This window comes from Peribacillus loiseleuriae, from assembly GCF_001183985.1.
Lineage (GTDB): Bacteria > Bacillota > Bacilli > Bacillales > DSM-1321 > Peribacillus > Peribacillus loiseleuriae.
Map to the genome: position 1 here is coordinate 2,334,561 of NZ_LFZW01000001.1, position 25,081 is coordinate 2,359,641.

The window sequence follows — 25,081 nt, forward strand, 5'->3', positions numbered from 1 at the left end:
GAAAATGTGGAATATTTGGCGCTCTGAACTACGAATGACGATACGACAGCGATCTTATTATTCTTTTTTAGTCTTATGGGTTGCTGTACTATCCCTCTTATTTTTAGTGCAAAAAAGCGCTCCATCCTTATCTGGATATACAAATATGACTGGAACTGTGGTGAATGTTGCCTTATATATTATTCCGCTTTTCATGTTGATCATTGGTTCTTTTTCAATCGCCAATGAAATGGAAAATGGACAATGGCGGTTGTTGAATACCTATCCTCTATTTTCTATGTCGTACATATCAGGGAAAATAGGCGGTCAATTCACTGCCCAAACGATCGTGTTCACGTTTAGTTATGGAATTAGCTTGGCAATAGGACTAGTCAGTGGAAATGGTTTTTCCAGTGAATGGCTTTGGTCCATTTACTTTTTTTCTATTAGTCTAATTTTTTTCTTTCTCGTTCTTGGTATAACACTTGGATGTTTCGTATCGACAAGATGGCAGGCGTTATCTATATCAGTCATTATCTGGTTTTTCCTCATCATGATTTGGCCGACTGCGTTAATTGGGGTTTTAGGTTTGGTTCCTTATCCGTGGATTGCCCCATTAATGAAACTGGCCCTAATCGTCAATCCAGCTGAGTTTATTCGGGTGTCCCTAGTCATAAATCTTGATGGGGGAGCCGTTTTTGGGCAAGCATATGATTCTCTTGTGCCTTTCTTAGACCCTCCTTATGGCATCCTTAATTATATTTTATATTTTATTGGATTTTTGGCCATTACGTTATTGTTTTCGATGCTCATGCTGGAATGGAGGAAAAGGCGATGACAGGTTTAAAAGTGAAAGATGTCTCGAAAGTTTATAAGAAAAAAACAGCGTTATATCCATGTTCCTTTGAAGCAACAGAGGGGATTTGCCTTGTTTTATGCGGTGGAAATGGCGCCGGAAAAAGTACATTACTACAAATCATTGCCGGTATTCATTCTCCAACAAGTGGTACAATCTCTATTAACGGGAAAGGGATTAGCTTAAATCGCGAGAATTATTTAACTGAAATTGGTTTCATGCCGGATGATTTCCATGCCCAGGAAATGATGACGATTGAAGAGTTCCTTAGTTTTTATGGATCATTCCGAAAAGTGAGAAAAGATCGAGTAAACGAAGTAATCGATTTGATCGGTCTAGTTGACAAAAAACATGAGTTAGTAAAAAGTTTATCTAAGGGAATGAGACAGCGTCTATTATTCGGTCAATCCATTTTAGCCAAACCAAATGTTTTGTTACTGGATGAGCCGACAAACGGTTTGGATCCCTACTGGGTAAATCGATTTGTTGAGATTCTTAATCAGATTAAAAAAGAGGGGACAATCATCGTTTTTTCTACTCATATGATGGACGTTGCAGCTGAAATAGGTGATGTCATTCTATTTATGAAACAAGGGGAAGTCATTGAGACAATCAAGAATGAAAACAAAATAGAAGAGACGACGATGAAATTGATGAAGCTTCATCGCCAATGAGAATCTTTTTTACTAAATAGGAAGGAGTCAAAATAGGATATTAAGCTGAACATAATAAAAGATTGAAGAGAAAGATATACTTTCTCTTCAATCTGAAGAAACGTTCTATTGGTGTGCTTCTTTTTTTTAGGCTGTGTTATACAACAATCTGTTTAACAACAATATTGTTTAACATAGCCTTTTTTAAAGAAGTGCATGAAGATTTTATTGGTAGAAATGCTTTTTATTATAATTTAGGTAGAACTTTCTTCGCCCCTAAGAACATCCAAGTACTGAGAACGAAAGGCAGCGTCAGAGATGGTAGTCCATAAGGTAATAGCCAGGAGGTTACGGCTGCTGTGATCGGTACTGTTAAACAAGCTGCGCAAATACCTGATATAGACGCAAAAGATTTATGACCTTCATGAAATACTACGGCTACGGCTAAACTAGCTAAGATTGCATTATAGCCATATAGACCCATGAAAATTAGTGAATGCTCTCCACCTAATCCATATGATATAAGTAATGCAACTGCATTTCCTAAAACGGCAAATATACCAAATTTCCAACCAGCCCAAAATATGGCGATAAATAGTAGAAAACCACAATATGGATTATTAAGGAAAAAAACTTGCCCAATGCCAGTAAAGGTCCCTTCCAACCAATTGACATTTCCTGATATATTTAGTTTCCAGTGTGCTAAATCTTGAGGTACTAGTGCAGTGCTTAATTGGAAAGCTTCTAATCGATAAGAAGTAAGTAACGTAAACCAAGTCACGATAATAAATGGTATTGTAAGGACTGGAATCCCCGTGTTTTTCATGGCATGCATGAAGGTAGCCGTTAAAATTGCTGTTACAAAAGCTCCAACTAAAGCGATTAACCAATGATAGGGACCTGTTAGAAACAATGTCAATGCAATCCCTGTTAACACGGAATTATAACCAAATAATCCTTGTTTCACGCTATTTTCATCGGCGCCTCCCCATTTTCCAACCATGGTACCAATGATTGCGGATAGTAGGGCAATGATTCCCAAAGAATATGAATAAATCGTGATGGAGAGTAGAATAAGTAATCCAGTCATTACATTCTCAATCAAGATAACTTGGGAGATTCCTTTTAATGATGCCGATAATAAAGAGGGGAGCTTCCCCTCGGATAATATAGAGCGATTGTTTTTTTCCATAACACTCACCTCTAGTGAATTTTTGTTAGTATTAAATCCGATTTTCTCTATTTCATAAAGTTTGTGAAAAAACGTTATCCTTATGATACATCACTTGTTTCTATCATGTATCAAGAATATAAATTCAAGAGAGAATTAATATAAAAGAATAGTATCTAACTCAAATGAAAATGTAAAAGCAATCTCTTTTGTTACTTCCCAAAAGGATTATTTGTTCCGAGGTTATTTTTTTGAAAAAGAACCTATGAGTCTTCTATATAGAAAGATTTTCGATTGAAAGAAAACTTTCAATATTCTTAAAGACCTCCTTACAAAGTCCATTATTTTATCATACGAATGATCAAGAAAAGAGCGAGAGACTTTGGGTTAAGAAGAACAATCAATTCTCCTTACCCAAGAAGTAACACTGTTCCTTCTCATATCCTAAGAGGTAGCTATTTGCTCTAAACATTAAGAAAACATAAAAAATATGAAACTTGATGTATATATAAATTAGGATAGATGATTGTGTCTAGTGAATCAAATATTGTTTTTTTGAAAAAATACTAAATACCGCCAAAAAGTGATAAATTAATCAAAAACAATTCCGGTTATTTACTTTAATAACTAAAAATGTATAGTGTTTGGTGTTATATAACACGTTGAAAATGTAGTGAAAAGATCAAGAATCTAACGGTTTTAACACTGAAAACATAGAATTATCGGTTAGTATTATTAAGAATATTCAAACTTCATTTTCCACCAGTACTAAAGCAGGCCATTATTAAGTCTTATTAAAAGTCAAAATATTTTATAAGAAAAAGAGAAGGAGAGATAAAGCAAATGTTATCTGTTTTATATTGTCTTATTAATTTCGATTAGTCTTCTTACTCTTAGAGGATGTTCAAAACAGCGCATCTTATGAGGAATATTAAATCCTGTATAGAAAGTTCAATATTATTGCAAATGATGGAATGCCAATTTCAATGGGGAATTTTCGGGTCAGGCTTTTTGCTCTTCACTAGAAGATGTTTCAGAAGAAATGCCTATATCTTGATTAGAGAATGTCTTGCCTTTACACCTGTGGAAAAATAGTCGTAACAAAGTATGTAACAGATTGATGTTGGAGAGATTTTGCAACTGCCTCTTTGTTTCCGTAAGTTTGTTTTTTATTTTAGCCATTTCTATAGTTTATTTGGGACTCTCTTCAACGTTTAGTCTTATGATGACGCTCATGAAATTGAACTTCAAACAATGGTTTTATTTTAAAACGTTATAAAAAACCTTTGGAAATATTTATTCATTGAACTTTTCCTATATCTTTTTGGGTCGTCTATTATCGTGACCATTTTAATTCTTCATGCTTTGGTCGAAATCTAAAATGTTTCCGGTTACTGCATCAATATCCACATGATATTCTATTTCTCGATTTATAATAGAAACTTCGTACTTTTTAATACCATGATCTTCAAAAGGATGAGTGCTCGTTACTAGACCACCTTTTGATATGTCTAATGCGATCGTCTTGGCTTGTAATTGATTTATCGTTTGTGAGGGTGCATTTGTTTGTATAGTTACCGTTTGATCATCAAGTAGTGTGTGTGCCTCTATACCACCTGTAATTAAAGCACTTGTTAATACCATGATCATCCATTTCATTTTTGATAACCTCCTTGTATTGTTATTATAACCACTCGTGTTTAAAGAAAAAGAAGAAGAACCTTAAAATATTCTTAGAAAAGTGAAAGAATATAAAGTTTTCATTTTTTTGATTTTAATTAGTATGAGGAACTGATAAACTCCCCACTCCATTCATTAAGGTCACTGAAAAACTTCTGTTTTTTAATTGATTTAAGCAGCTAAAGTAAAAAAAGACGGCTCGAATTCATATTTGAAATTCGAGCCGTCTTTTTCTATCAGATGCTATGTGTGTACTTCATTCTTAACCGAGTAACTTCTATTTAGTGTCTTATCAAAACAAGCGATTTTATAAGAAGTGTTTTGATCCCATTTTATTTCATAAACCAACCCCCATTTCCTCAAAAAAGATTTTTATAGTATATAAAAATTGATATATATAAATTATGATATACAATTGTAATTAAGAAGCAAACGACAAATTACGACAAAAATAAAAAGGAAAATAAGTGAAAAAACGAATATTAATTGGAATCTAACACCTTTTTATTCGTTATTACCTTTTGTTTCTTGTAAATATTTAATAAGGAGGGATTGTTTAAGCTTTATGTTTTAAGAACATCAAACGATTATCAAGGAGGCTTTATTATGAAATTATTACCACGTGAGATAGACAAGCTCATGATTGTGGTGGCAGGAGATCTCGCCAAGAAACGTAAAGATAGAGGATTAAAATTAAATCATCCAGAATCTGTAGCACTTCTTACATATGAAGTGTTAGAAGGAGCCAGAGATGGAAAAACAGTGGCTGAATTGATGGAATATGGCGCAACGATTTTATCACGGGAAGATGTGATGGAAGGCATCCCAGAGATGATTCCTGATATTCAAGTAGAAGCGACTTTTCCAGATGGAACAAAGCTAGTGACAGTTCATAATCCGATTCGCTAAAAAAGGAGGCATCATTACATGATACCGGGACAATACGTTTTAAAAGAAGAAGATATTACGATCAATGAGGGTAAAACTTTAAACACGATTTCAGTCATCAACACGGGCGATCGTCCAGTTCAAATTGGATCCCATTTTCATTTCTTTGAAGTGAACGATGCCCTCCAATTTAATCGAGAAGAAGCATTCGGGAAACGCTTGAACATTCCGGCAGGTGCAGCGGTTCGTTTTGAACCTGGCGATGAAAAAGAAGTAGAATTACTTTCTTTTGCCGGAGAACAACGCGTTTATGGATTTAACAATAAAGTGGATGGATCTGTTAAGGGAGGATGCAAGTAATGAGTTACAAAATGTCAAGACAACAATATTCACAAATGTACGGTCCGACTACTGGGGACTCTATTCGTTTAGCGGATACAGATTTATTGATCCAAATTGAGAAAGATTACACAACATATGGGGAAGAAGTCGTGTTTGGCGGCGGAAAAGTGATCCGTGATGGGATGGGACAACATCCTCTTGCGACTCGCAAAGATGATAACGTTCCAGATATCGTAATTACAAATGCTGTCATTTTGGACTATATAGGGATCGTTAAAGCAGACATTGCCATCCGTGACGGGAAAATCGCTGGAATCGGGAAAGCGGGAAATCCTTTAGTACAGGATAACGTGGATATCGTCATTGGTGCGTCCACAGAAATCATTGCTGGAGAAGGTTTGATTGTTACGGCTGGTGCGATTGATACCCATGTTCACTTTATTAACCCAACGCAAATTGAAACGGCGTTAGCTTCTGGTACGACGACATTAATTGGCGGAGGAACAGGTCCAGCGGCAGGGTCAAAAGCGACAACCGTTACGCCTGGGGAATGGAATATGCACCGCATGCTTCTTGCAGCAGAAGGAATGCCAATCAACGTTGGATTCACTGGTAAAGGACAAGCGGCATCGGAAGAGCCTCTTATTGAGCAAGTAAAAGCGGGCGCAATCGGTTTAAAAGTGCACGAAGATTGGGGAGCAACAGCTTCAGCCCTTGACTATGCATTACGCGTCGCTGATAAATATGATGTTCAAGTAGCGGTTCATGCAGATACGTTGAATGAAGGTGGCTTCATGGAAACGACGATGGCTGCGATTAAAGATCGAGTGATTCACATGTACCATACGGAAGGTGCGGGTGGCGGACATGCGCCTGATTTAATCAAATCAGCAGGCTATGAAAATGTTCTTCCATCTTCTACAAATCCGACTTTACCATTTACAGTCAATACGATCGACGAGCATTTAGATATGTTGATGGTCTGCCATCATTTAAATCCATCGATTCCAGAAGATATTGCGTTTGCTGATTCACGAATTCGACGCGAAACGATTGCTGCAGAGGATATTCTTCATGACATGGGGATCATTAGCATGGTCAGCTCAGATGCACAAGCGATGGGACGAATTGGCGAGGTTGTTTTACGTACATGGCAAGTAGCAGACAAAATGAAAAAACAACGCGGGATCTTGGAAGGGGATAACGAGCTTTCTGATAATAATCGTGCGAAACGTTATGTAGCCAAATATACAATCAATCCTGCGATCACGCATGGTATTTCTGAATATGTTGGTTCTATTGAAGTTGGAAAAATTGCCGATCTAGTTCTTTGGTCACCAGCATTTTTCGGAGTGAAACCTGAAATGATCTTGAAAAATGGCTTTGCTGTAGAGAGCTTAATGGGAGATGCGAATGCATCCATTCCAACACCAGAGCCAGTGATTTATCGTCCGATGTATGCACAGGTTGGAAAAGCTTTGTCGAAAAGTTCAATAACGTTTATTTCTCAAGCGGCATTTGATGATAAAGTTCATGAAAAGCTTGGATTGGAAAAAATGGTTCTTCCTGTTCACGGTATCCGAAATTTAACGAAAAAAGATATGAAACATAATTCTGAAACACCTACTATTACGGTTGACCCGCAAACGTACGAAGTAACAGTAAACGGGGAACGCATTACATGTGAACCTGTTGACAGTGTTCCAATGGGGCAACGATATTTCCTATTCTGAGGTGAAAGCATGGTATTAGAACGAATTTTTATGAATATTAAATTGATAAAACCTGCAGGTGAACAATTTAGTTATGATCGGCTTCAATTAATAAATGAAATCTATACGGATGATGAGTAGTTGATATTACTTTGAATCTAGCTGATCAAGATATGAAGGCTATCCTATAGAATGTCATCAGATGATTAGTGAAGAATGGTTTAACAACAAACTATGTTTTCTAAGAAAGAACTAATTATTAGAACCCGGCAATCAAGGTAAGGTTGCCGAGTTCTTAAAGCATGAAAATTCTAGAGAAGAATCTTATAGAGGTTAGATTGTAGAAAATCATAATGTTACAGGTTGTGAAATGAGTAGTACATGAATTTAAATTGAAAAGAACATATATGGGTTCAAAAATTTAAAAGAGCTGGGTTACTAAGCGTGGCTGCTCATTTCTTATAACAAAAACCTGGAAGTAACTAACCGTACTATACCGTAAAGGTACGAAATTATATGTATTGACAACTTTTTTATAAAGTATATTTAGGAGGACATCATGGAGATGCAAGGTTACAAACAAATAAAATTAACAACAGCAGATCCATCTGCTTTAGGCCTGTTCGGTCTTGCGATAATAGCGCTTGTAGAATCAACAGAAGAATTAGGCTTAACACATGGACTTTCTTTTATGGTGCCATGGGTATTTTTCTTAGGCGGACTAGCACAATTATTTGCCGCGTATCTAGATGCGAAGAACGATAGTATATTTGGGACAACTGTATGGGGGGCATTTGGACTTTTTTGGATCAGTCTTGGAGTAACATGGTTGATTCAGATAGGAGCATTCGGCCAAAACTTAGTTTCAAATGAAGACTTCAAGCAATTAGGCGTTGCATTTGTTGGCTATTTAATTTTTAGTATCTTTGTGACAATTGCGGCTATGGAAACAAATAAAGTTTTGTTCTTCATTTTGCTTTTACTTGATATCGAATTTCTTGGATTATCTTTAAGTTCTTTTAATATTCTGTATGATGCAACTTATGAGATGGCTGCTGTATCAGAATTGTTCTGTGCCCTACTAGCATTTTATGGTTCAGGGGCAATCCTGATAAACACATGTTTCGGAAAAACTGTATTACCTCTAGGCAAACCATTTGGGATTTTTGTTAAACATTGACTAGAGGTGATTGCAAAAACCTATAATTAAATAAAAAAGGTGAGTGCTATTAGTAGCGACTCACCTTTTTTATTTACACTATATCATGCATATTGGGATTTATCGTTTGCTTTTACGTTAGTTTCCTCAAAAAGCATAATCCTATTTTTAGAATTATGAAGGACTTGAATGGAAGATTTTATCTAATATCATGATTTTGGTAATTTGCTACAGACTAAACTAATCGTTTCTAAATCTATTCCTTGAATATATTCAAGTCTTTCTATCACTTTTAAAAATGTTTTAGGTAAAGGATGGACAGATGGTTCTTTTAGCCAACTTAATATAGTTTTGTTGGATTCGGATTGATATTTCGGAGTTATAATTACTTCAATATTCTCTAATAGAGTGCACTTTAATGATACACATTTCCTCTTGATAACTAAATTACCTAAAAAAATGAATTTTGGATATCTTACATCAAAATTAAACAACTATATTTTTAACCCCTTCCTAAATTTAGAACGGGGTTATGCTTGTCTGAGCTTTTAAAATTAGGCTCTGTTAAATAACTCTGTTGATATTTGAATAAATCGAACGATTGTTCTGTAATGTAGAAAAAGTATGAATGTGAGGGATACGAATGGCTTTGAGGGAGATTATTAAAGAGATTGAAAAACTAAGCACAGCCGACCAATATCGTTTAAAAGAGTTTTTCGTTAAATCCCTTAACTCTTTTTCTGCAAGTGAACCCGTCTTTAAAGAGGTTTCTGAACAGAAACATAAAGACGGATACACTTGTACTCATTGCCATTCGCATAATGCAGTTTGTTTTGGAAAATATTCAGTAAAAATCGGTATGAAAACGATGGAACGCCAACGTTACCGTTGTAAAGATTGTGGTAAGACTTTTACTGACTTAACAAATACACCTTTATATCGTACTCATCTTCCACACAAATGGTTAGATTTTGTTCAGTGTATAATTGAGGGATATTCCCTTCGCAAGGCATCAGAAATGATTGATGTCCACTTTGTAACCTTATTCTATTGGAGACATAAATTGCTTTCAGCACTCAAACAAATGGATTTTGAAGAATTCTCAGGTATCGTAGAAATGGACGAAACTTATTTCCTATACTCAGAAAAAGGAAAGCGTAATATAGATGGGTGTAAATCTCGTAAGCGTGGAGGTTCATCCAAATATAGAGGAATTAGTAAAGAGCAGGTCTGTGTTCTGATTGCGAAAGACCGTCAAAAATCAACATTTTCAAAGGTGATTGGTCAAGGATGGATTGTAAAAGCACGATTAGATAGGGAAATAGGGTCAAAACTTACTACTTTAAATGTACTTTGCATAGATGCGTGGAGAGCATTTAAAACATATGCAACCGAGAAAGGATTAGAACATTATCGGTTCAAATCTGATGGTAAAGACAGAGTGAGAGGTCTATACCATATCCAAAATGTAAATAACTATCACAGCCGTCTCAAAGGCTGGATTGACCGATTTAATGGCGTGGCAACTAAATACCTCGACCATTATTTGAGTTGATTTCAATTTTTAGACATTATCAAGCACCGTAATGACGATACCAATGTTAGTAAGATGATTGTTGATAGTTGTTTATTCTCTACTAAAACAACATATGAAGAACTTAGAACGTTAAGTTATAAATAAAAGAGGAGTAATAGTATGCGAGAGAAAAAAGTTCGAGGAATTAAGAGAAAATCTAATAATTTGATTAAACGAATTGAAGAACACACATTGGAGTTTCCAACAGAATTTTACAATGGTTATTGGCATCTGCACCTACCAGTTGCTCAAGACTTTATTAGTTCCGATAAAACACCAAAAAAAGTCAAGCGACTCTGCATTCAAACACTATTGGATAAAGCTGAACATTTAATTAGATTGAAGCCAAGTAACGAAGAAAAATATAGAGTTGTGGTCGCTGTTGATTTACCTGATATGTGGGGTTCTCAAATTATTGTATTTAAAGGTGACTCCTATTTTAAAGATTTCTTTAACAGGAATGACGAATATCAAAAGTGGCTTCATCTATCTGATAATAGAAATATTCAAACTGAATGGGGATTATCTGTTCCTAATGAACTGCAAATATCAGGTTTTAAAGAAGTAATTAATGATGAGGACGGATACCACTATGAAGGTGAAATTTGGTTTATTGGGGAATTAAAATAAACTTAAAGGGACATCTAAATTATATGTTCCTTTCTTAGTCAAAAAACAACAATATTGGACTTGAGTCAATATCTTGGACACAAATAAGTTAACTTTTCATGCGGATTGATGATATTGATCTTCCACTTCTTGAGGTGTTTGATAGTTTAGTTGACTGTGCATACGTCGACGGTTGTACCAGCCTTCAATAAACTGAAATAGGGCTGCGTTCGCTGATTCGAAATGTAAGTAGGTCATGTGATGGACCGCTTCTTTCTTTAAAATGGCATGAAACGATTCAATACATGCGTTATCATATGGGCAGCCTTTACGGCTAAAAGACGGAATGATTTCATGTGCTTTAAGGGCTTGTCCCAAACTCTTCGCTTGTGTATTGAGAGCCAAGATCTGTATGCAAAATAAGGCCTGGCTCAGCTTTTGAACAGAAACGGCATTGTCTAAAGCATGTAAAACAAGCTCTGTCGTCATAGAACGAGAGAAAGAATATCCAACGATTTTTTTAGAATACAGGTCTAAAACCGTGGCTAAATAACACCAGCCATCTCGCAAAGTGTGGATATAAGTGATACCAGCCACCCATTTTTCGTTCAGTTTGGACGTAGAAAAATCCTGTTGTAGTACGTTTTCACGGGCCTCAATTGGTTTTCTGTTTGAATGTGGACGGAATTTTTTCATCGTAATCGAATAGATTCCCGCCTTTTTCATAATCCGTTGAACTCGTTTAAGGCTAACTGAAAACCCTGCTTTTAATAGAAGGAAATGAATCTTAGGTGCTCCGTATCTGCCTTTACTCTCCTTGTAGATGAACTGAATCTGTTCAAGAAGCAGTCGGTTTTTCCGGTCACGTACTGATTCTGTTTTAATCAAGGACTGATAATACGTGCTTCTTGGCATGCCTAGTACTTCACACATGACCTGAATAGGAAACACCTCTTTTTGATCGTGAATCAAGTTTGTTAGCTCGGTATCGGTTACTTTCTGGCGAATATGGCCATAGCCTTTTTTAAGATTTCAATTTCCTGTTTCATTCGAAGGTTCTCTTTTTGGATTTCAGCTATGTCCTGTGGCGTTAGACTATTCTCCTGGCCATTTACCGGAGTTAGTGCTTTAATCCATTTATAAATCGTGACTTCAGATACACCATATTCGCTACTTAACGTACTCACCGAGCTACCCATGTAATAAAGTTCGACCACCATTTTCTTAAAATCGTCGTTATAGTTATGCTTGTTTTTTGGTTCCATGCCGGACACAACCTCTCTTATTTTTATCATAGAGAGTTAACTAAACCGTGTCCATGAAACTATACTAACTCCATAATATTATGAACTATTGTACTTAAACTACTGGGTGCGTTAGTGAAAAAGGAATTAAATGATTTTAAGACAGAGGCCATATTTTAGTTATTCCATTAAACCAGCAAATAGTTTGTCAATATTTTTCAATAAAAACTTAAAATATCTCATGATATACTAAATTTGTGCATACCAAATAACCTTCCGATGTTCAGTGTATGGAAAGCTTTGGGTTGTTTGGTTATATTTTTAAACTAGGCTAGATCTTGGAAAGCTGATTTGCTTTTTAAAAGTGCATAAATCCAATGTAAGAGTTTATTGGCACATGCTATCACAGCTACTTTAAAGGGGTTTCCTTCTCCACGTTTCTTATGATAAAACTCTCGTAATCGCTTGTTACGAGGAATGATTTCATCGGTCGTTTTCTTCTTGCGACAATCACGAATGGCACATGTTACAGCCATATACAAGGCATGTCGTAGTCTACTAGATCCTCTTTTGGTAATTCGATTTAAAGTGCCTTTGAATGTACCGGATTCGAAGACACTTGGATCAATTCCGGCAAATGCTACTAGTTTCTTAGGATGATTAAACCGATCAATTCCCCCAATCTCAGAAATAATCGTGGCAGCGATTTTTTCACCGATGCCGGGGATGGAGTGGATAATCTTACACTCTTCAATATGTTTTGCTAAAGCATCTATCTCGTCTTCAAGCGTGGATATATGTTTTTTGTATTCAAGAAGCATATTAATATACATGTTCAAACTTAAAGAAAGGCTAGGATATAAGGCTTTCTGAAATGGGTTTTGAGCTGCGGCAGCCATTAGTTTTTCTGCCTGATTGTTTGCCGATTGTTGTGAACGACTTTTACAGAACTCTTTTATTTTGTTAGCGATGGTTTCTTCTCCTGCTTCAAAGGTTTCTTCTGAAGTAGGAAATGCTTGTAAAGTCAGTAAAGAAACATCCGAATATAAAGCTCCAAAAACTCCACAGTATTCAGGAAATATTTGATCCAGAACTGCCTGAAATTGCAGTTTGGTTTGTACAAACATGCCTGTAATATTTTCGTGTTGTCCTGTAAGATTACGAAGTTTAAGAGTTGGATTCCTCTTTGTTTATAAGGCTCTAAGTCCTCTTTATAGTACAGCTCGCAGAGGTGATAAGCGTCAATGATATCCGTCTTTACCTTGCGCAAACTAGAACTTTTAGCCCGATACGATATGAGAGGGTTCACGATAATTAATGAATACCCTTCTGTCCTCAAAATACTGGACAATTGGTGTGTGATAATGTCCAGTGGACTCTAACACAATGGGAGGCCGTCCCACTGATACATTTTCTACTTCTCTAATAACATCTAGAAGACTAGCTAACCCTTCAAGTGTATGTGCTACAACTCTAGTCATTAACAGAAAAAGAACTACTTTCATCTTAGTGGGTAAAGTGGTTCTTCCTTTTTAGTTAACATTGGCATATAAGGACCCGATCTATTCCGCAAACTAGAGGATAAAATTACACAAGGTGAAAAAGATGCATTATATAAAATATTTGTAAAAAACAATAATGTAGAACCTAATCTTCAAATAGCAGATATGTATAAAGAGTTACTAAATCAAAAAATAAAGGAGTTAAAGGACTCTCAAGGTTCGCTCTAATAAATACTTTGAAAAAATCATTACATTCAGAAACGTGGTTTTTAGGTAATGAAAAATAGCTTGCAGTAGTTCATACTATTTTTTTGAATTGTCTATATTAAAATCAAGATTTGTCTTATTTGAAGTTCAGCACAATTTTGTAAGTTTATACGTACATCATTTGTTCCCAATTGGTAAACCAAATGAAAGCGGTTGATATTATGATGTTAATAGGAGGACAGCCAATGATGATTGATAAACGTCCTTCGCTTTTATTGGATTATCTTTTAAAAGTGAAGAGTATCAACATGAATCAGATTATAGATGCAACTCAATTAACCAAACGTCAAATATCCTATGACTTGGATAAAGTGAATCAATGGCTAAAGGAGAGAGAACTTCCTACAATCCAATTCAAAGGTATCCATTATATTGTAGTACCTGATGCTGTTGTGGAATATTTTCGAAATATGGAGATAAATCACCATGAATGGGATTTTGTTTTTTCCGAAGAAGAACGCTTGGCGGTTATCTACCTTTATTTATTTATGCGAAATGATACAATATCATCCTTTCATCTAACGCAGCTCTTACAAGTTAGTAAGAACACGGTTATTACTGATTTAAAAAAGGCAAATCAGATTAATTGCCCCTTTTTGGTGGAAATCCAGTATTCACGAAAGCATGGCTATCATCTGGTCGGAACAGAGTTTGATAAAAGAGCTCTTGTCATGCACTACATATCCCACCTGATCCAAGTCCCTTACTTTGGAAAACTGTTGGATTATCTATTAAAGGAAGAAACTACAAAAATTGATTATCGAGAAATCCTAAACATTCTTAAACAAATTGAAAAGCAGTTTTCACTTAATTTTGTAGAAGAACGTTTAACTCAATTAGCCTCTTTTTTGATTTTTTATTATTACCGGCAGCGGGAAAAAAAGTTTGTCCAATTTCACTCAGATGAAGTGGCTTTATTAAAAAAAGATCCGATGCATAAAGTGGCTATAATGTTAAGTCAACTTCTCCAATTGAAGGATGAAGAATCGGAGTTATGTTACTTAACGATTCAATTTCTTGGTTTGTCTTTTGGAAAAAGTTCTGCACCCAACAGTGAGCAGGATTTACTATTTAAACTTAGTGAACAGCTTGTCTTTGATTTTGAGACCAAGGCCTGCATCGTGTTTGAAAAAAGGGATGACGTTGTCCATACGTTGTACCAGCATTTTAAGCCAGCTTATTTTCGTATGAAGTATCGGATTCCCGTTGAAAATCCACTTCTTAATCAAATTAAAAGTGAGCATAAAGAGCTATACATGATTGTGAAGGAAATACTGCATCCGATTGGTACATTGTTGAAAATCAACATCCCTGAAGAGGAGATAGGTTTTATCACGATCCACTTTGGAGCTTTGTTAGAAAGACCAAAGCAAGAGATGCCGGAAAAGAAGAAAGCAATCGTGGTTTGTCCAAGCGGCATTAGTTCGTCATTAATGGTGAAACACCAGCTGGAATCGCTTTTCTCAGAGATTATGGTTGAAAAAACCTTATCATTACGGGAATTTCAGGAGGGTAAATTTGACCAGTATGATTTAGTATTTTCAACAGTAAGGATAGAGACGAAACTTCCTTGCTTTTACGTGAAGCCAATTATGACGCCAAATGAAAAGCATAATTTAGTCAACGAAGTTTATCACCTGCTTTTTGGTATTCAATATCACGATATTTCGCTGAAAGAACTGATTCAAATCATTGGAAAGTTCACTACTATTTACGATGAAGAAGGGTTAAAACAGGAATTAGGTAACTTAACATTTTATAAAAAAGAAAATGCTTATAAGGGGAAACAGCCATTATTAGAAGATTTATTACAAGCAGAAACCATTCAGGTCATGGAAGAGGTTTTTGATTGGAAAGAGGCTGTAAAAGCAGCGGCAAATCCCCTTCTGATAAACGGGACAATTGAAACATCCTATATTGAGGCGATGATTGAAAATATTGATACATTAGGTCCATATGTCATCATTGGTCCGGAAGTAGCGATCCCGCATGCTGGTCCTGAAAAAGGGGTTAATAGGATCGGGATGAGCTTTTTAAAGCTTAAAAAACCAGTTTACTTTTTAAACAACTATGATTATCCAGTACGATTAATGTTTTGTATTGCGGCGACTGATAATACAACCCATCTTAAGGCGCTTTCGCAGTTGACAGAACTATTAAATGAAAAAAACAACATTGAAATTATAAAAGAATTAGAGTCGATTGATGAAATCAGATCATTCTTTAGACAAAACTCCACAATTGACTGAACTGTCCTTCCTGAGAAAGAGACTGTAAGATGGCAAAAATAATTCATAATCTAAACTAGAGGAGCTTGGTTTTAATATGGTAAACAAAACGTTCACAATTATAGATGAAACAGGGATTCATGCACGCCCAGCGACAATTCTAGTATCAGCAGCGAGCAAATTTAATGCTGATATCATGTTAGAATACAACGGAAAATCAGTAAACTTAAAATCCATTATGGGAGTTATGTCTTTAGGTATTCCCAAAGATGCAGTAATCAAAGTATCGGCTGAAGGCTCTGATGAAAAAGAAGCACTAAGTTTATTAGAAGATACTTTAAAAAGAGGAGGCCTCGCAGAATGATGACAGAAGTAGTTTTAACAAAAGATATTTCAGGAATTGCTGCATCAAGCGGGATTGAGATCGCAAAAGCCTTCCGCTTAGAAAATCCAGAGTTAATAGTAGAAAAAAACACGGTAACAAATGTTGATCTCGAAGTAAAACGCTTTGAACAGGCGCTTGAATCGACTAAGGGAGAGGTTGAGAAAATCAAAGAGCATACCTCTCAGAATCTTGGCGGCGATAATGCCGAAATTTTTGAAGCCCACTTGCTTGTTCTAAATGATCCTGAACTTATTAATCAAATCAAAGATAAAATACAAATTGAACACTTCAATGCAGAGTTTGCATTACAAGAAGTTGTAAACATGTTCGTATCTATGTTTGAAGCATTAGATAACGAATATATGAAAGAACGGGCTGCCGACATTCGCGATGTGGCCAAGCGGATATTGTCGCATCTTTTGGGGGTGACAATCCCTAACCCAAGTTTGATTTCTGAAGAGGTTATTATTATTGCAGAGGATTTGTCGCCCTCTGATACTGCTCAATTAAATCGTCAGTTTGTTAAAGGTTTTACAACAAATATCGGTGGCCGTACCTCCCATTCGGCTATTATGGCTCGTTCCATGGAAATTCCCGCAGTTGTTGGAACAAAAACAGTCATGGCTGACATTGAAAATGGTGATGTTGTTATTCTTGATGGGTTAAGTGGGAAGGTAATTGTCAATCCAACTGAAGAGGTAACCAAAGAATATAACATGAAAAAGGCTGCTTATGAAGTTCAAAAGACCGAGTGGGCAAAGCTGATCAATGAGCAGACCGTAACAAAAGATGGGGAGCATGTTGAACTTGCTGCCAATATCGGTAAACCGGAGGATCTCAATGGGGTGCTCGAAAACGGAGGCGAAGGCGTTGGCTTATACCGCACGGAGTTTTTGTATATGGGGCGCACTCAGCTTCCAACAGAAGAGGAGCAATTTGCTGCATTTAAAACGGTATTAGAAGATATGGAAGGAAAGCCTGTAGTGATTCGAACCCTTGATATCGGCGGAGATAAAGAACTGCCGTATTTAGAACTTCCTAAGGAAATGAATCCGTTCCTAGGATTTCGGGCGATTCGCTTATGCTTAGAAATGCAGGATATGTTCCGGACCCAGCTACGTGCCTTGCTTCGAGCAAGCGTTTATGGAAATTTAAAAATCATGTTTCCTATGATTGCAACACTTGATGAGTTCTGGTCGGCAAAAGCACTTCTTGAAGAAGAAAAGCAAAAGCTTTTGTCTGAAGGCAAACAGGTAGCAGAAAAAATCGAGCTGGGGATTATGGTGGAAATTCCTTCTACGGCTATTTTAGCTGATCAATTTGCTAAAGAAGTGGATTTTTTCAGCATTGGTACAAATGATTTAATCCAATATACAATGGCTGCAGATCGTATGAACCAGCGTGTTTCCTATCTATATCAGCCATACAGCCCGTCGATTTTAAGATTGGTTAAAATGGTAATTGATGCTGCACATGCTGAAGGCAAATGGGCAGGTATGTGCGGTGAAATGGCAGGAGACGAAACAGCGATTCCGCTTCTATTAGGCCTGGGGCTGGATGAGTTCTCAATGAGTGCAACATCCATCCTAAAAGCACGTTCCCAAATTCTACGTCTTTCTAAAAAAGAAATGAAGAACTTAGCAGAAGAAGCCTTGCAAATGAAAACAACAAATGAAGTAATCGAAGCCGTAAAGGAAATTATGAAATAGGAACGGCTATAAAAAAATGATTTTTAACGGGGACGGTTTTAGTATTTTGAAAAATACTTGTAAGAGCCGTCCTCATTAATCATTATGAACTATTTCTCGTAAGAACCGAGACAATGAACGATGATACACATTGATGGCACATGAACAATGGAGGGTGAAATGAAAAAGATAGGTGTTTTAACGAGTGGGGGAGATGCACCTGGAATGAATGCTGCTGTTAGAGCAGTTGTTCGAAAAGCAATCTACCACAATATTGAAGTATTTGGAATATATGGAGGGTATGCAGGTTTAATAAACGGAAATATCGAGGAACTTAGCTTAGGCTCAGTTGGTGACATTATACATCGCGGAGGAACGACTCTTTTTTCAGCAAGATGTGAGGAATTTAAGACAAAAGAAGGTCAACTAAAGGGTGTTGAGCAATTAATGAAGGCTGGTATTGAGGGCATGGTTGTGATTGGCGGAGATGGATCATATCGGGGGGCTAATGCTCTAACTGAACATGGTTTTCCATGTGTGGGTGTACCAGGGACAATCGATAACGATATTTGCGGGACACAATTTACCATTGGATTTGATACAGCCTTAAAGACTGTCATTGAAGCCATAGATAAAATTAGAGATACCGCAACATCACATGAACGGACTTTTGTTATTGAAGTAATGGGAAGAGATGCCGGTGATATTGCGCTTTGGTCCGGACTTGCCGGAGGAGCGGAAACGATTATCGTTCCTGAGGAAAATTACGATATGAACGAAATTTGCAGCCGATTAAGAAAGGGTCATGAACGGGGCAGAAAACATAGCATCATCATTGTTGCTGAAGGAGTGGCAAGCGGCATTGAATTAGGTAAGCAAATCAAAGAGCTAATGAATTTTGATACCAGGGTCTCTGTATTAGGACATATGCAGCGAGGCGGGTCTCCTACAGCTTTTGACCGTGTATTAGCAAGCCGGCTCGGTGCACGCGCAGTTGAACTTTTAATAGAAGGAAAAGGTGGAAGAGCTGTAGGGATTGAAAACAATCAAATAATCGATCACGATATTGCAGCTATTTTAGGAGAAGCACATACGCTTAATATGAATCTTTTAAGATTGTCAAAAGAGCTTTCTATTTAGGATGTGTAAATCCACCAGTTTTTTAAGAGTAAAACAAACACATTATGTCGGCTGTACCCGTTTTTCATGAAAAATCGAGATTTTTTTTGGGGTATAGACTATAATGTAATAACAATATACCATTATATCATCATTTGATTTTACACTAAACTTTTCTAAATTAATAAAATTCTAATGAAGAAGAAACTGAAAAAATGGTATCTAAAGAATTTTTAATAATTAGGAGGAAAACCATGCAGCCATTATTTTTGGGGTATAGACTATAATGTAATAACAATATACCATTATATCATCATTCAATTTTACACTAAACTTTTCTAAATTAATAAAATTCTAATGAAGAAGAAACTGAAAAAATGGTAACTAAAGAATTTTTAATAATTAGGAGGAAAACCATGCAGCCATTATTTTTAAAACCTATATATAAAGAACGAATTTGGGGAGGAACTAGTTTACAAATAGAGTTTGGCTATGAAATTCCATCGAGCAAAACGGGTGAGTGCTGGGCTATTTCTGCCCATCCAAATGGACCCTCTCTGGTAGAAAATGGACCATATGCAGGGAAGTCCCTTAATGTGCTATGGAAAGAGCATCCTGAATTGTTTGGAAATCCAAAAGAGGAAGTTTTTCCGCTATTAACGAAAATTTTAGATGCCAACATGGATCTTTCTGTTCAAGTACACCCTGACGATAGCTATGCAAAAACGAATGAAAATGGAGAGTTAGGCAAAACAGAGTGCTGGTATATTATTGATTGTAAGGACGATGCCGATATGATTTTCGGACATAATGCTAAGACAAAACAGGAGCTTGTTGAGCAATTTGAAAATGGTCAGTGGAATGATTTATTACGGAGAGTAAAAATCAAGCCGGGAGACTTTTTCTTTGTTCCAAGCGGTACCATACATGCATTATGCGAGGGAACGCTCGTATTGGAAACACAGCAAAGCTCGGATACAACCTATCGAGTCTATGATTATGACCGCAAAGATGATAACGAAAGCTTACGTGAGCTTCATTTGGACAAAGCAATTGTTGTGACAACCGTTCCACATCAAGGTGTAAAAGATGCCCCAAGAGTAGAAACCAAAGAAAATGTAATTATTACAACGTTTGTTGAATCTGAGTTTTTCACTGTTTATAAATGGGACGTCAAAGGACAAGCTTCTTTTGCCTTTAATGATAAATATCTGCTTTTGAGTGTGATTAATGGAGAAGGGATGCTTGTTTATCAGCATGAAAAATATCCATTAAAAAAAGGAACTCATTTTATTATTCCAGTCGGATTTGGTGAATTTTCCCTCGAGGGCAATTATCAACTAATAGTTTCCCATTCGTAAAAAGGATGTGAAGCATACTTATGAAAAAAGTGACCTGTTTGATCTTTTCTATTGTTATAAAAAAAATAAACAATAGATCTTCATGACAAATAGATCTTCTTGTGTTATAGTTCTATTGTAATAACAATATAATATCATAACAGGAGATGATCTTTTGTCACATTACGAACTTGCACCAGAAATAAAAATAAAACAATTTGAAGGTGTTTGGTCAGATTACCGGACGATCGCTAACAAATTAATAAAAGTCGTAAAAGATGAAACGAAATCCCGCACAATCTTAGCAATTGAGTGCTATCCAGGGGTCCGAAATGAAGAATTTGAAAAGCACTTAATTCCTCTTTTGGCACCTAAAAAAATCATTTTTGCAGATGATATTGCCATGGACGGCACCGAAATTACTGAAATGGTTAAAAGGACGCTAACCGATGACCGTGTTTTCGGCGTAATGTCCCACTACGAACTGGATGAATTTTTCCCGAAAGAAAAAGTTAAAGCTGTTCAAGAAGAAATCGCAACTACAGAAGGTTTAATTGTTATCTACGGTACAGGAGCAACCGTTATTGCTGAACCTGATATTCTCGTCTATGCGGATTTAGCGCGTTGGGAAATTCAGTGTCGTTACCGCAGTGGTGAAATTGGTAACTGGAAAATGGAAAATTACGAAGAAGATGCGCTTCGTAAGTATAAACGCGGATTCTTCTTTGAATGGCGCACGGCGGACCGACATAAGAAAAAGTACTTTGATAAAATCGATTTCTTGTTGGATACGAATGTTGGAAACGAGCCAAAAATGGTTAGTGGAACGGATTTTCGTCAAGCTTTGAGGCAAGTGGCGAGCGCTCCTTTCCGCGTCGTACCTTACTTCGATGCGAGTGTTTGGGGCGGTCAGTGGATGAAAGAACGATTTAATTTGGATCCGGAAGCAGAGAATTATGGATGGGCTTTTGACGGGGTGCCGGAAGAAAATAGTCTTTATTTGCGATTTGGTGATGTGAAGATTGAAGTTCCTTCAATAAATGTGGTGTTCCAGCACCCAAATGAACTGCTTGGTCCCAAAGTGCATAGTCGTTTCGGCACCGAGTTTCCAATTCGTTTTGACTACTTGGATACAGTTGGAGGCGGTAATTTAAGCTTGCAAGTTCACCCATCTGTTGAATATATACAAGATAAGTTTGGCAGGCAGTATACTCAAGACGAAAGTTACTATATATTAGACGCGCAAGAAGACTCTACCGTTTATCTTGGTGTAAAAGAAGGTACAACAAAAGAGGAATTAATGGCCGACCTTGAAAAAGCAGCGAAAGGTAATTATCGCTTCCAAGATGAGAAATATATTAATGTTTTTCCAGTGAAAAAACACGATCACATCCTGATTCCAGCTGGCACAATCCATTGTAGTGGACCAAACACGGTCGTTCTTGAAATCAGCGCTTCTCAATATATTTTTACATTTAAACTGTGGGATTGGGATCGTGTTGGTCTTGATGGACTACCTCGCCCAGTGCATTTGGAACACGGACGGGAAAATTTGCAAATGAATCGTGATACAAAATGGGTAAAAGAAAATTTAATCAATCAATTTGAAATATTGAAAGATGAAAATGGTGTAAAAACAGAACGAACGGGCTTACATGAGCTTGAATTTATTGAAACACAGCGCCACTGGTTTGAAGATAAAGTAACACTCGAAACGCATGATAGTGTTAATATGTTAAATTTAGTAGAAGGTACGGAAGTGGTTGTCGAAAGTGTAGATGATTCCTTTGAGCCTTTTGAAGTGCATTACGGCGAAACTTTTATTGTTCCTGAGTGTGTCAAAAAATATACAATTCGCAATACTAGCACAGATTCCAATCAAAAAGTCGCTGTTATTCAGGCATTTGTTCGTAATCTATAAGGGGGGCAGATGAAATTCAACGCAGGTTTTGATATAGAAAACTGACACGGAGAAACTAATGTTTCATTATGGACCTGAAAGTTTTTGGCCCTGAAGTGGAAAAGCGTGGGCTAAATGACCTAGAATTTAGTATTATAGTTATACTGAGAACATGAAATATGTGTATAGAGCTCGACCCATTGCCCGTGAAAAAGTACTTGATCAACCATTAGAAATTAAGATGGGCTCGAAAGAAAGTACTTTTCCTGGCATTTTTATTAAAAATAGGATGAGGAAGGAATTGAAATTTTGGAAAAAGATATATTATTAGATGAAAAACTGATAATTACGAATTTAAGAGCTACTGAACAGCAAGATGTTCTTAAATCTTTATTTAGTAAACTTCACAAAGAGGGATGTGTTAGGGATTCATTTTTAGAAAATATTTTGAAAAGGGAAGAGAATTTTCCGACGGGGTTAAAGTTAGGTAAATATAATATTGCTATACCACATACTGAACCACAATTTGTAAATAAATCAGCTTTAGCAGTCACAACACTCGAAAAGCCAGTTAATTTTCGAAGAATGGATAAACCGGAGGAAGAAGTTCCTGTTGACATCGTAATTATGTTAGCGCTTAAAGAGAAAAATGATCATTTAAAAGTTCTTGGAAAAATTATACAAATGTTTCAGAGTAGTCAAGTGCTAGAATCACTAAAAAAAGCTAATAATAGTAAAGAAATTATTGAAATTATTAAATCGAATTTATAGGAGGAATTTATTGTGGAAAAACGATTAGTCTTAGTTGTCTGTGGGGCGGGTACATTAACTTCTGTTATGGCAGCACAAGGCATAGAAGAAGGGTTGAAGAAAAGAAAGATAACTAATGTAAAAGTAAAAGCTGGGAGAATTGATGATATTGAACGTCATAAAGATGACCTTGCGGTGCTTGTTTCAACAATGAAAATTAAACAAGAATATAGTTTTCCGGTTTTCAATGCAGTTGCTTTCATAACGGGAGATGAGGATGGTCAAGAACAAATTATTTCTGAAGTGGTTAATATTTTAAAATAAATATTTTCAATTTAAAAAAATATGACAAATAATGTAAGCGATCACGCTGTTATGGCATAAAACACTCGTTTTTTATTAAATTAGAACAGGGTTTTTCACAAACTTTTATTTCATATTCTCAGGCATTTATAATTACTTATGCCGAAAAGGCTTGACACGGAGCCTCTATGGGCATGCCTGCCGAACCAAGAATCCAGCAGTATCAATGGCTGTTTCTGCTCAATAAGGCTAACATGCCCACCTCTCCATGTAAAGCCGTGCTTCTAAGTTTATACAAATCTGGATGCTGATTTAATTTGAAATTCACAATCTGGAATAACGTGAAAGTTTACATTAATAAATCAGCTAAACATATGGAATTAAAGATTTAGAGTTGTATTCAAATCCTGTAAATGATCCTTTTCTCTTCATTACCGATTCCTATAGAAATGAGTATTGTTGTTTTTTGGATTTTGCATTTATAACAGAACACTATAGTAGGGATTAACACAAACAGAGCAAAACAGAACTTCTTTCAGAAATATACACAGATTTGGTTTATCAAACCAAACTAATGTTGAGTGATAATATAGTTGTTTAATATTACATGTGCAAGCGAAAAGAATAAATATAAGCCTTCACCGCTTTGCCGATCTAAGAAAGGTGTTTTTATTAATAATCAGATTAAGATAATGGGTGAATGATTAGGGGAATTTGTATGATATTTATTGGGTTAGATGAAATAGAATACAGAATCAATCAACTGAAAAAAGAATTGATTCAGATTGCCGAAATAACTGGATTAAATAGCAGTGAGACCATTTATTGCAGTCAGAAATTAGACCAACTCATCACGATCTATCAAAAATCTGCTTATAAAAAAATAGAAATATGTTGTTGAATGGCAATAAAGTCGTGTGAATACTAACAATTTAAACAACTTTATTATCATTAGTTTTGAAATTTAAGCTTCATGTTACGATAGAAATTAAACGACTTATTTTTTGTCTGATCTGAATTTAGAACGGTTTTATGCAAGTTTGACGCTTCAAAATTAAATGACATTATTGTTACTGTATAACTAAATAAGGGTCAAAGAATTAAAGCTTTCTTATTTGAAAGTGGAGGATTCATAGACCAAGATAATAAAGTGTAAATTGGAAAAATTCAAAAAACAAATCGGGATTTGAAATTCAGTTTCGATCGGAAATCATAGAAGCTGTTACCGTTCTTCCAGAGAATTTTGTGGTGACATCAGCAGGGAAAATGATCGCAATCAGACGGAAATACTGGAGATAAAAATTATAGTGGCTATATCGATTATGAAAATTTTGGCCAGTATTCTGATGATGTGATCTTTTCCGCCTCAGAGTTAAAGTAAATCGTCGTAGACCTAAGATATAAATAATATAAAGTGCTAGAAAACGATGCTATTCTCTTAGATTTGATGGTTGTCATAGGACCACATAAAAAAGAATGGAAAATGTCTTGAGATCATTTTAAACCATTGATCCAGAAAGAAATGAAATAAGAATTATCTCTGATCATTTCATATGGACGAGGAAGAATTAGATGAAATCTATTGTTCATGCTGGTCTATTTAATTTTATTAAAGGCTGAAATAGTACTTAAAGTTCAGGTATTCAATCCATGAATTCATACTTGAAAATGTTTCTAATTTTCTGATCAAGATTCCTATTCCTAGCAAATTGATGATGGAGGAAATAAAA

At 36.0% G+C, this 25,081-nt stretch carries 20 protein-coding genes and 2 pseudogenes; 17 read left to right on the forward strand and 5 right to left on the reverse strand.

Annotated elements, in window-relative coordinates:
* The first annotated feature begins 4 nt into the window (after positions 1–4).
* Entirely contained in the window at positions 5–817 is an 813-nt protein-coding gene (locus AC625_RS10880) for an ABC transporter permease (RefSeq protein WP_049683689.1), read from the forward strand.
* Complete coding sequence (locus tag AC625_RS10885; RefSeq protein WP_049681310.1) at positions 814–1,509, forward strand: ABC transporter ATP-binding protein; 696 nt, start codon at positions 814–816, stop codon at positions 1,507–1,509. The genes AC625_RS10880 and AC625_RS10885 overlap by 4 nt, the downstream gene beginning before the upstream one ends.
* Before the next feature lie 226 nt (positions 1,510–1,735).
* Here the strand turns inward: AC625_RS10885 and AC625_RS10890 are convergent, their stop codons facing one another.
* Both AC625_RS10890 and AC625_RS10895 read right to left on the reverse strand, forming a co-directional pair.
* A complete protein-coding gene (locus AC625_RS10890) occupies positions 1,736–2,680 on the reverse strand; it encodes an urea transporter (protein ID WP_049681311.1) in 945 nt (314 codons plus the stop codon).
* Positions 2,681–4,009: 1,329 nt separating this feature from the next.
* Positions 4,010–4,318: a PepSY domain-containing protein gene (locus AC625_RS10895; protein WP_049681312.1), complete on the reverse strand. Its 309-nt coding sequence runs from the start codon at positions 4,316–4,318 to the stop codon at positions 4,010–4,012.
* A 627-nt stretch (positions 4,319–4,945) separates the two neighbouring features.
* Between AC625_RS10895 and AC625_RS10900 the strand changes: the two genes are divergently transcribed.
* The 6 genes and pseudogenes from AC625_RS10900 (at position 4,946) to AC625_RS10930 (ending at position 10,646) form a co-directional block, all read left to right on the forward strand.
* Positions 4,946–5,248: an urease subunit gamma gene (locus tag AC625_RS10900; RefSeq protein ID WP_049681313.1), complete on the forward strand. Its 303-nt coding sequence runs from the start codon at positions 4,946–4,948 to the stop codon at positions 5,246–5,248.
* Positions 5,249–5,266: 18 nt separating this feature from the next.
* Positions 5,267–5,587, forward strand: a complete 321-nt coding sequence (gene ureB, locus AC625_RS10905) for an urease subunit beta (RefSeq protein WP_049681314.1) — start codon at positions 5,267–5,269, stop codon at positions 5,585–5,587.
* Positions 5,587–7,302 carry an urease subunit alpha gene (gene ureC / locus AC625_RS10910; protein ID WP_049681315.1) on the forward strand — a complete coding sequence of 572 codons (1,716 nt, stop codon included), beginning with the start codon at positions 5,587–5,589 and terminating at the stop codon, positions 7,300–7,302. The genes ureB and ureC overlap by 1 nt, the downstream gene beginning before the upstream one ends.
* Before the next feature lie 538 nt (positions 7,303–7,840).
* Positions 7,841–8,461 carry an acetate uptake transporter gene (locus AC625_RS10915; protein ID WP_049681316.1) on the forward strand — a complete coding sequence of 207 codons (621 nt, stop codon included), beginning with the start codon at positions 7,841–7,843 and terminating at the stop codon, positions 8,459–8,461.
* A gap of 622 nt (positions 8,462–9,083) precedes the next feature.
* Positions 9,084–10,121 (forward strand): annotated as a pseudogene (locus AC625_RS10925) (IS1595 family transposase).
* Positions 10,122–10,136: 15 nt separating this feature from the next.
* Positions 10,137–10,646: a DUF3916 domain-containing protein gene (locus AC625_RS10930; RefSeq protein ID WP_049681318.1), complete on the forward strand. Its 510-nt coding sequence runs from the start codon at positions 10,137–10,139 to the stop codon at positions 10,644–10,646.
* Positions 10,647–10,742: 96 nt separating this feature from the next.
* On the opposite strand, the gene AC625_RS10935 is transcribed toward AC625_RS10930, so the two are convergent.
* From AC625_RS10935 to AC625_RS10945, 3 genes and pseudogenes are all read right to left on the reverse strand, one after another.
* Positions 10,743–11,597 carry an IS3 family transposase gene (locus AC625_RS10935; protein ID WP_245644983.1) on the reverse strand — a complete coding sequence of 285 codons (855 nt, stop codon included), beginning with the start codon at positions 11,595–11,597 and terminating at the stop codon, positions 10,743–10,745.
* A gap of 20 nt (positions 11,598–11,617) precedes the next feature.
* A complete protein-coding gene (locus AC625_RS27730; RefSeq protein WP_049681319.1) occupies positions 11,618–11,890 on the reverse strand; it encodes an IS3 family transposase in 273 nt (90 codons plus the stop codon).
* A 305-nt stretch (positions 11,891–12,195) separates the two neighbouring features.
* Positions 12,196–13,338: pseudogene (locus AC625_RS10945) on the reverse strand (IS110 family RNA-guided transposase); the annotation flags it as partial.
* Positions 13,339–13,823: 485 nt separating this feature from the next.
* Here AC625_RS10945 and AC625_RS10950 point away from each other — a divergent pair.
* The 9 genes from AC625_RS10950 to AC625_RS10990 all read left to right on the forward strand — a co-directional run bounded on the left by AC625_RS10950 (position 13,824) and on the right by AC625_RS10990 (position 24,252).
* A complete protein-coding gene (locus tag AC625_RS10950) occupies positions 13,824–15,887 on the forward strand; it encodes a BglG family transcription antiterminator (RefSeq protein WP_049681320.1) in 2,064 nt (687 codons plus the stop codon).
* Positions 15,888–15,963: 76 nt separating this feature from the next.
* Entirely contained in the window at positions 15,964–16,230 is a 267-nt protein-coding gene (locus AC625_RS10955; protein ID WP_049681321.1) for a phosphocarrier protein HPr, read from the forward strand.
* Positions 16,230–17,960, forward strand: coding sequence for a phosphoenolpyruvate--protein phosphotransferase (gene ptsP, locus AC625_RS10960; RefSeq protein WP_049683690.1), 1,731 nt, complete (start codon positions 16,230–16,232; stop codon positions 17,958–17,960). Before AC625_RS10955 ends, ptsP begins: the two co-directional genes overlap by 1 nt.
* A gap of 159 nt (positions 17,961–18,119) precedes the next feature.
* Entirely contained in the window at positions 18,120–19,079 is a 960-nt protein-coding gene (gene pfkA, locus AC625_RS10965) for a 6-phosphofructokinase (protein ID WP_049681322.1), read from the forward strand.
* Positions 19,080–19,474: 395 nt separating this feature from the next.
* Positions 19,475–20,419: a mannose-6-phosphate isomerase, class I gene (gene manA, locus AC625_RS10970; RefSeq protein ID WP_049681323.1), complete on the forward strand. Its 945-nt coding sequence runs from the start codon at positions 19,475–19,477 to the stop codon at positions 20,417–20,419.
* 154 nt (positions 20,420–20,573) lie between these two features.
* Complete coding sequence (locus tag AC625_RS10975) at positions 20,574–22,319, forward strand: class I mannose-6-phosphate isomerase (protein ID WP_049681324.1); 1,746 nt, start codon at positions 20,574–20,576, stop codon at positions 22,317–22,319.
* 288 nt (positions 22,320–22,607) lie between these two features.
* The gene (locus tag AC625_RS10980) at positions 22,608–23,069 is read left to right on the forward strand and encodes a PTS sugar transporter subunit IIA (RefSeq protein WP_049681325.1); all 462 of its coding nucleotides are present in this window, start codon (positions 22,608–22,610) and stop codon (positions 23,067–23,069) included.
* Positions 23,070–23,081: 12 nt separating this feature from the next.
* Positions 23,082–23,372, forward strand: coding sequence for a PTS sugar transporter subunit IIB (locus AC625_RS10985; protein ID WP_218971220.1), 291 nt, complete (start codon positions 23,082–23,084; stop codon positions 23,370–23,372).
* A 697-nt stretch (positions 23,373–24,069) separates the two neighbouring features.
* Entirely contained in the window at positions 24,070–24,252 is a 183-nt protein-coding gene (locus AC625_RS10990) for an aspartyl-phosphate phosphatase Spo0E family protein (RefSeq protein ID WP_049681326.1), read from the forward strand.
* Positions 24,253–25,081 lie beyond the last annotated feature (829 nt).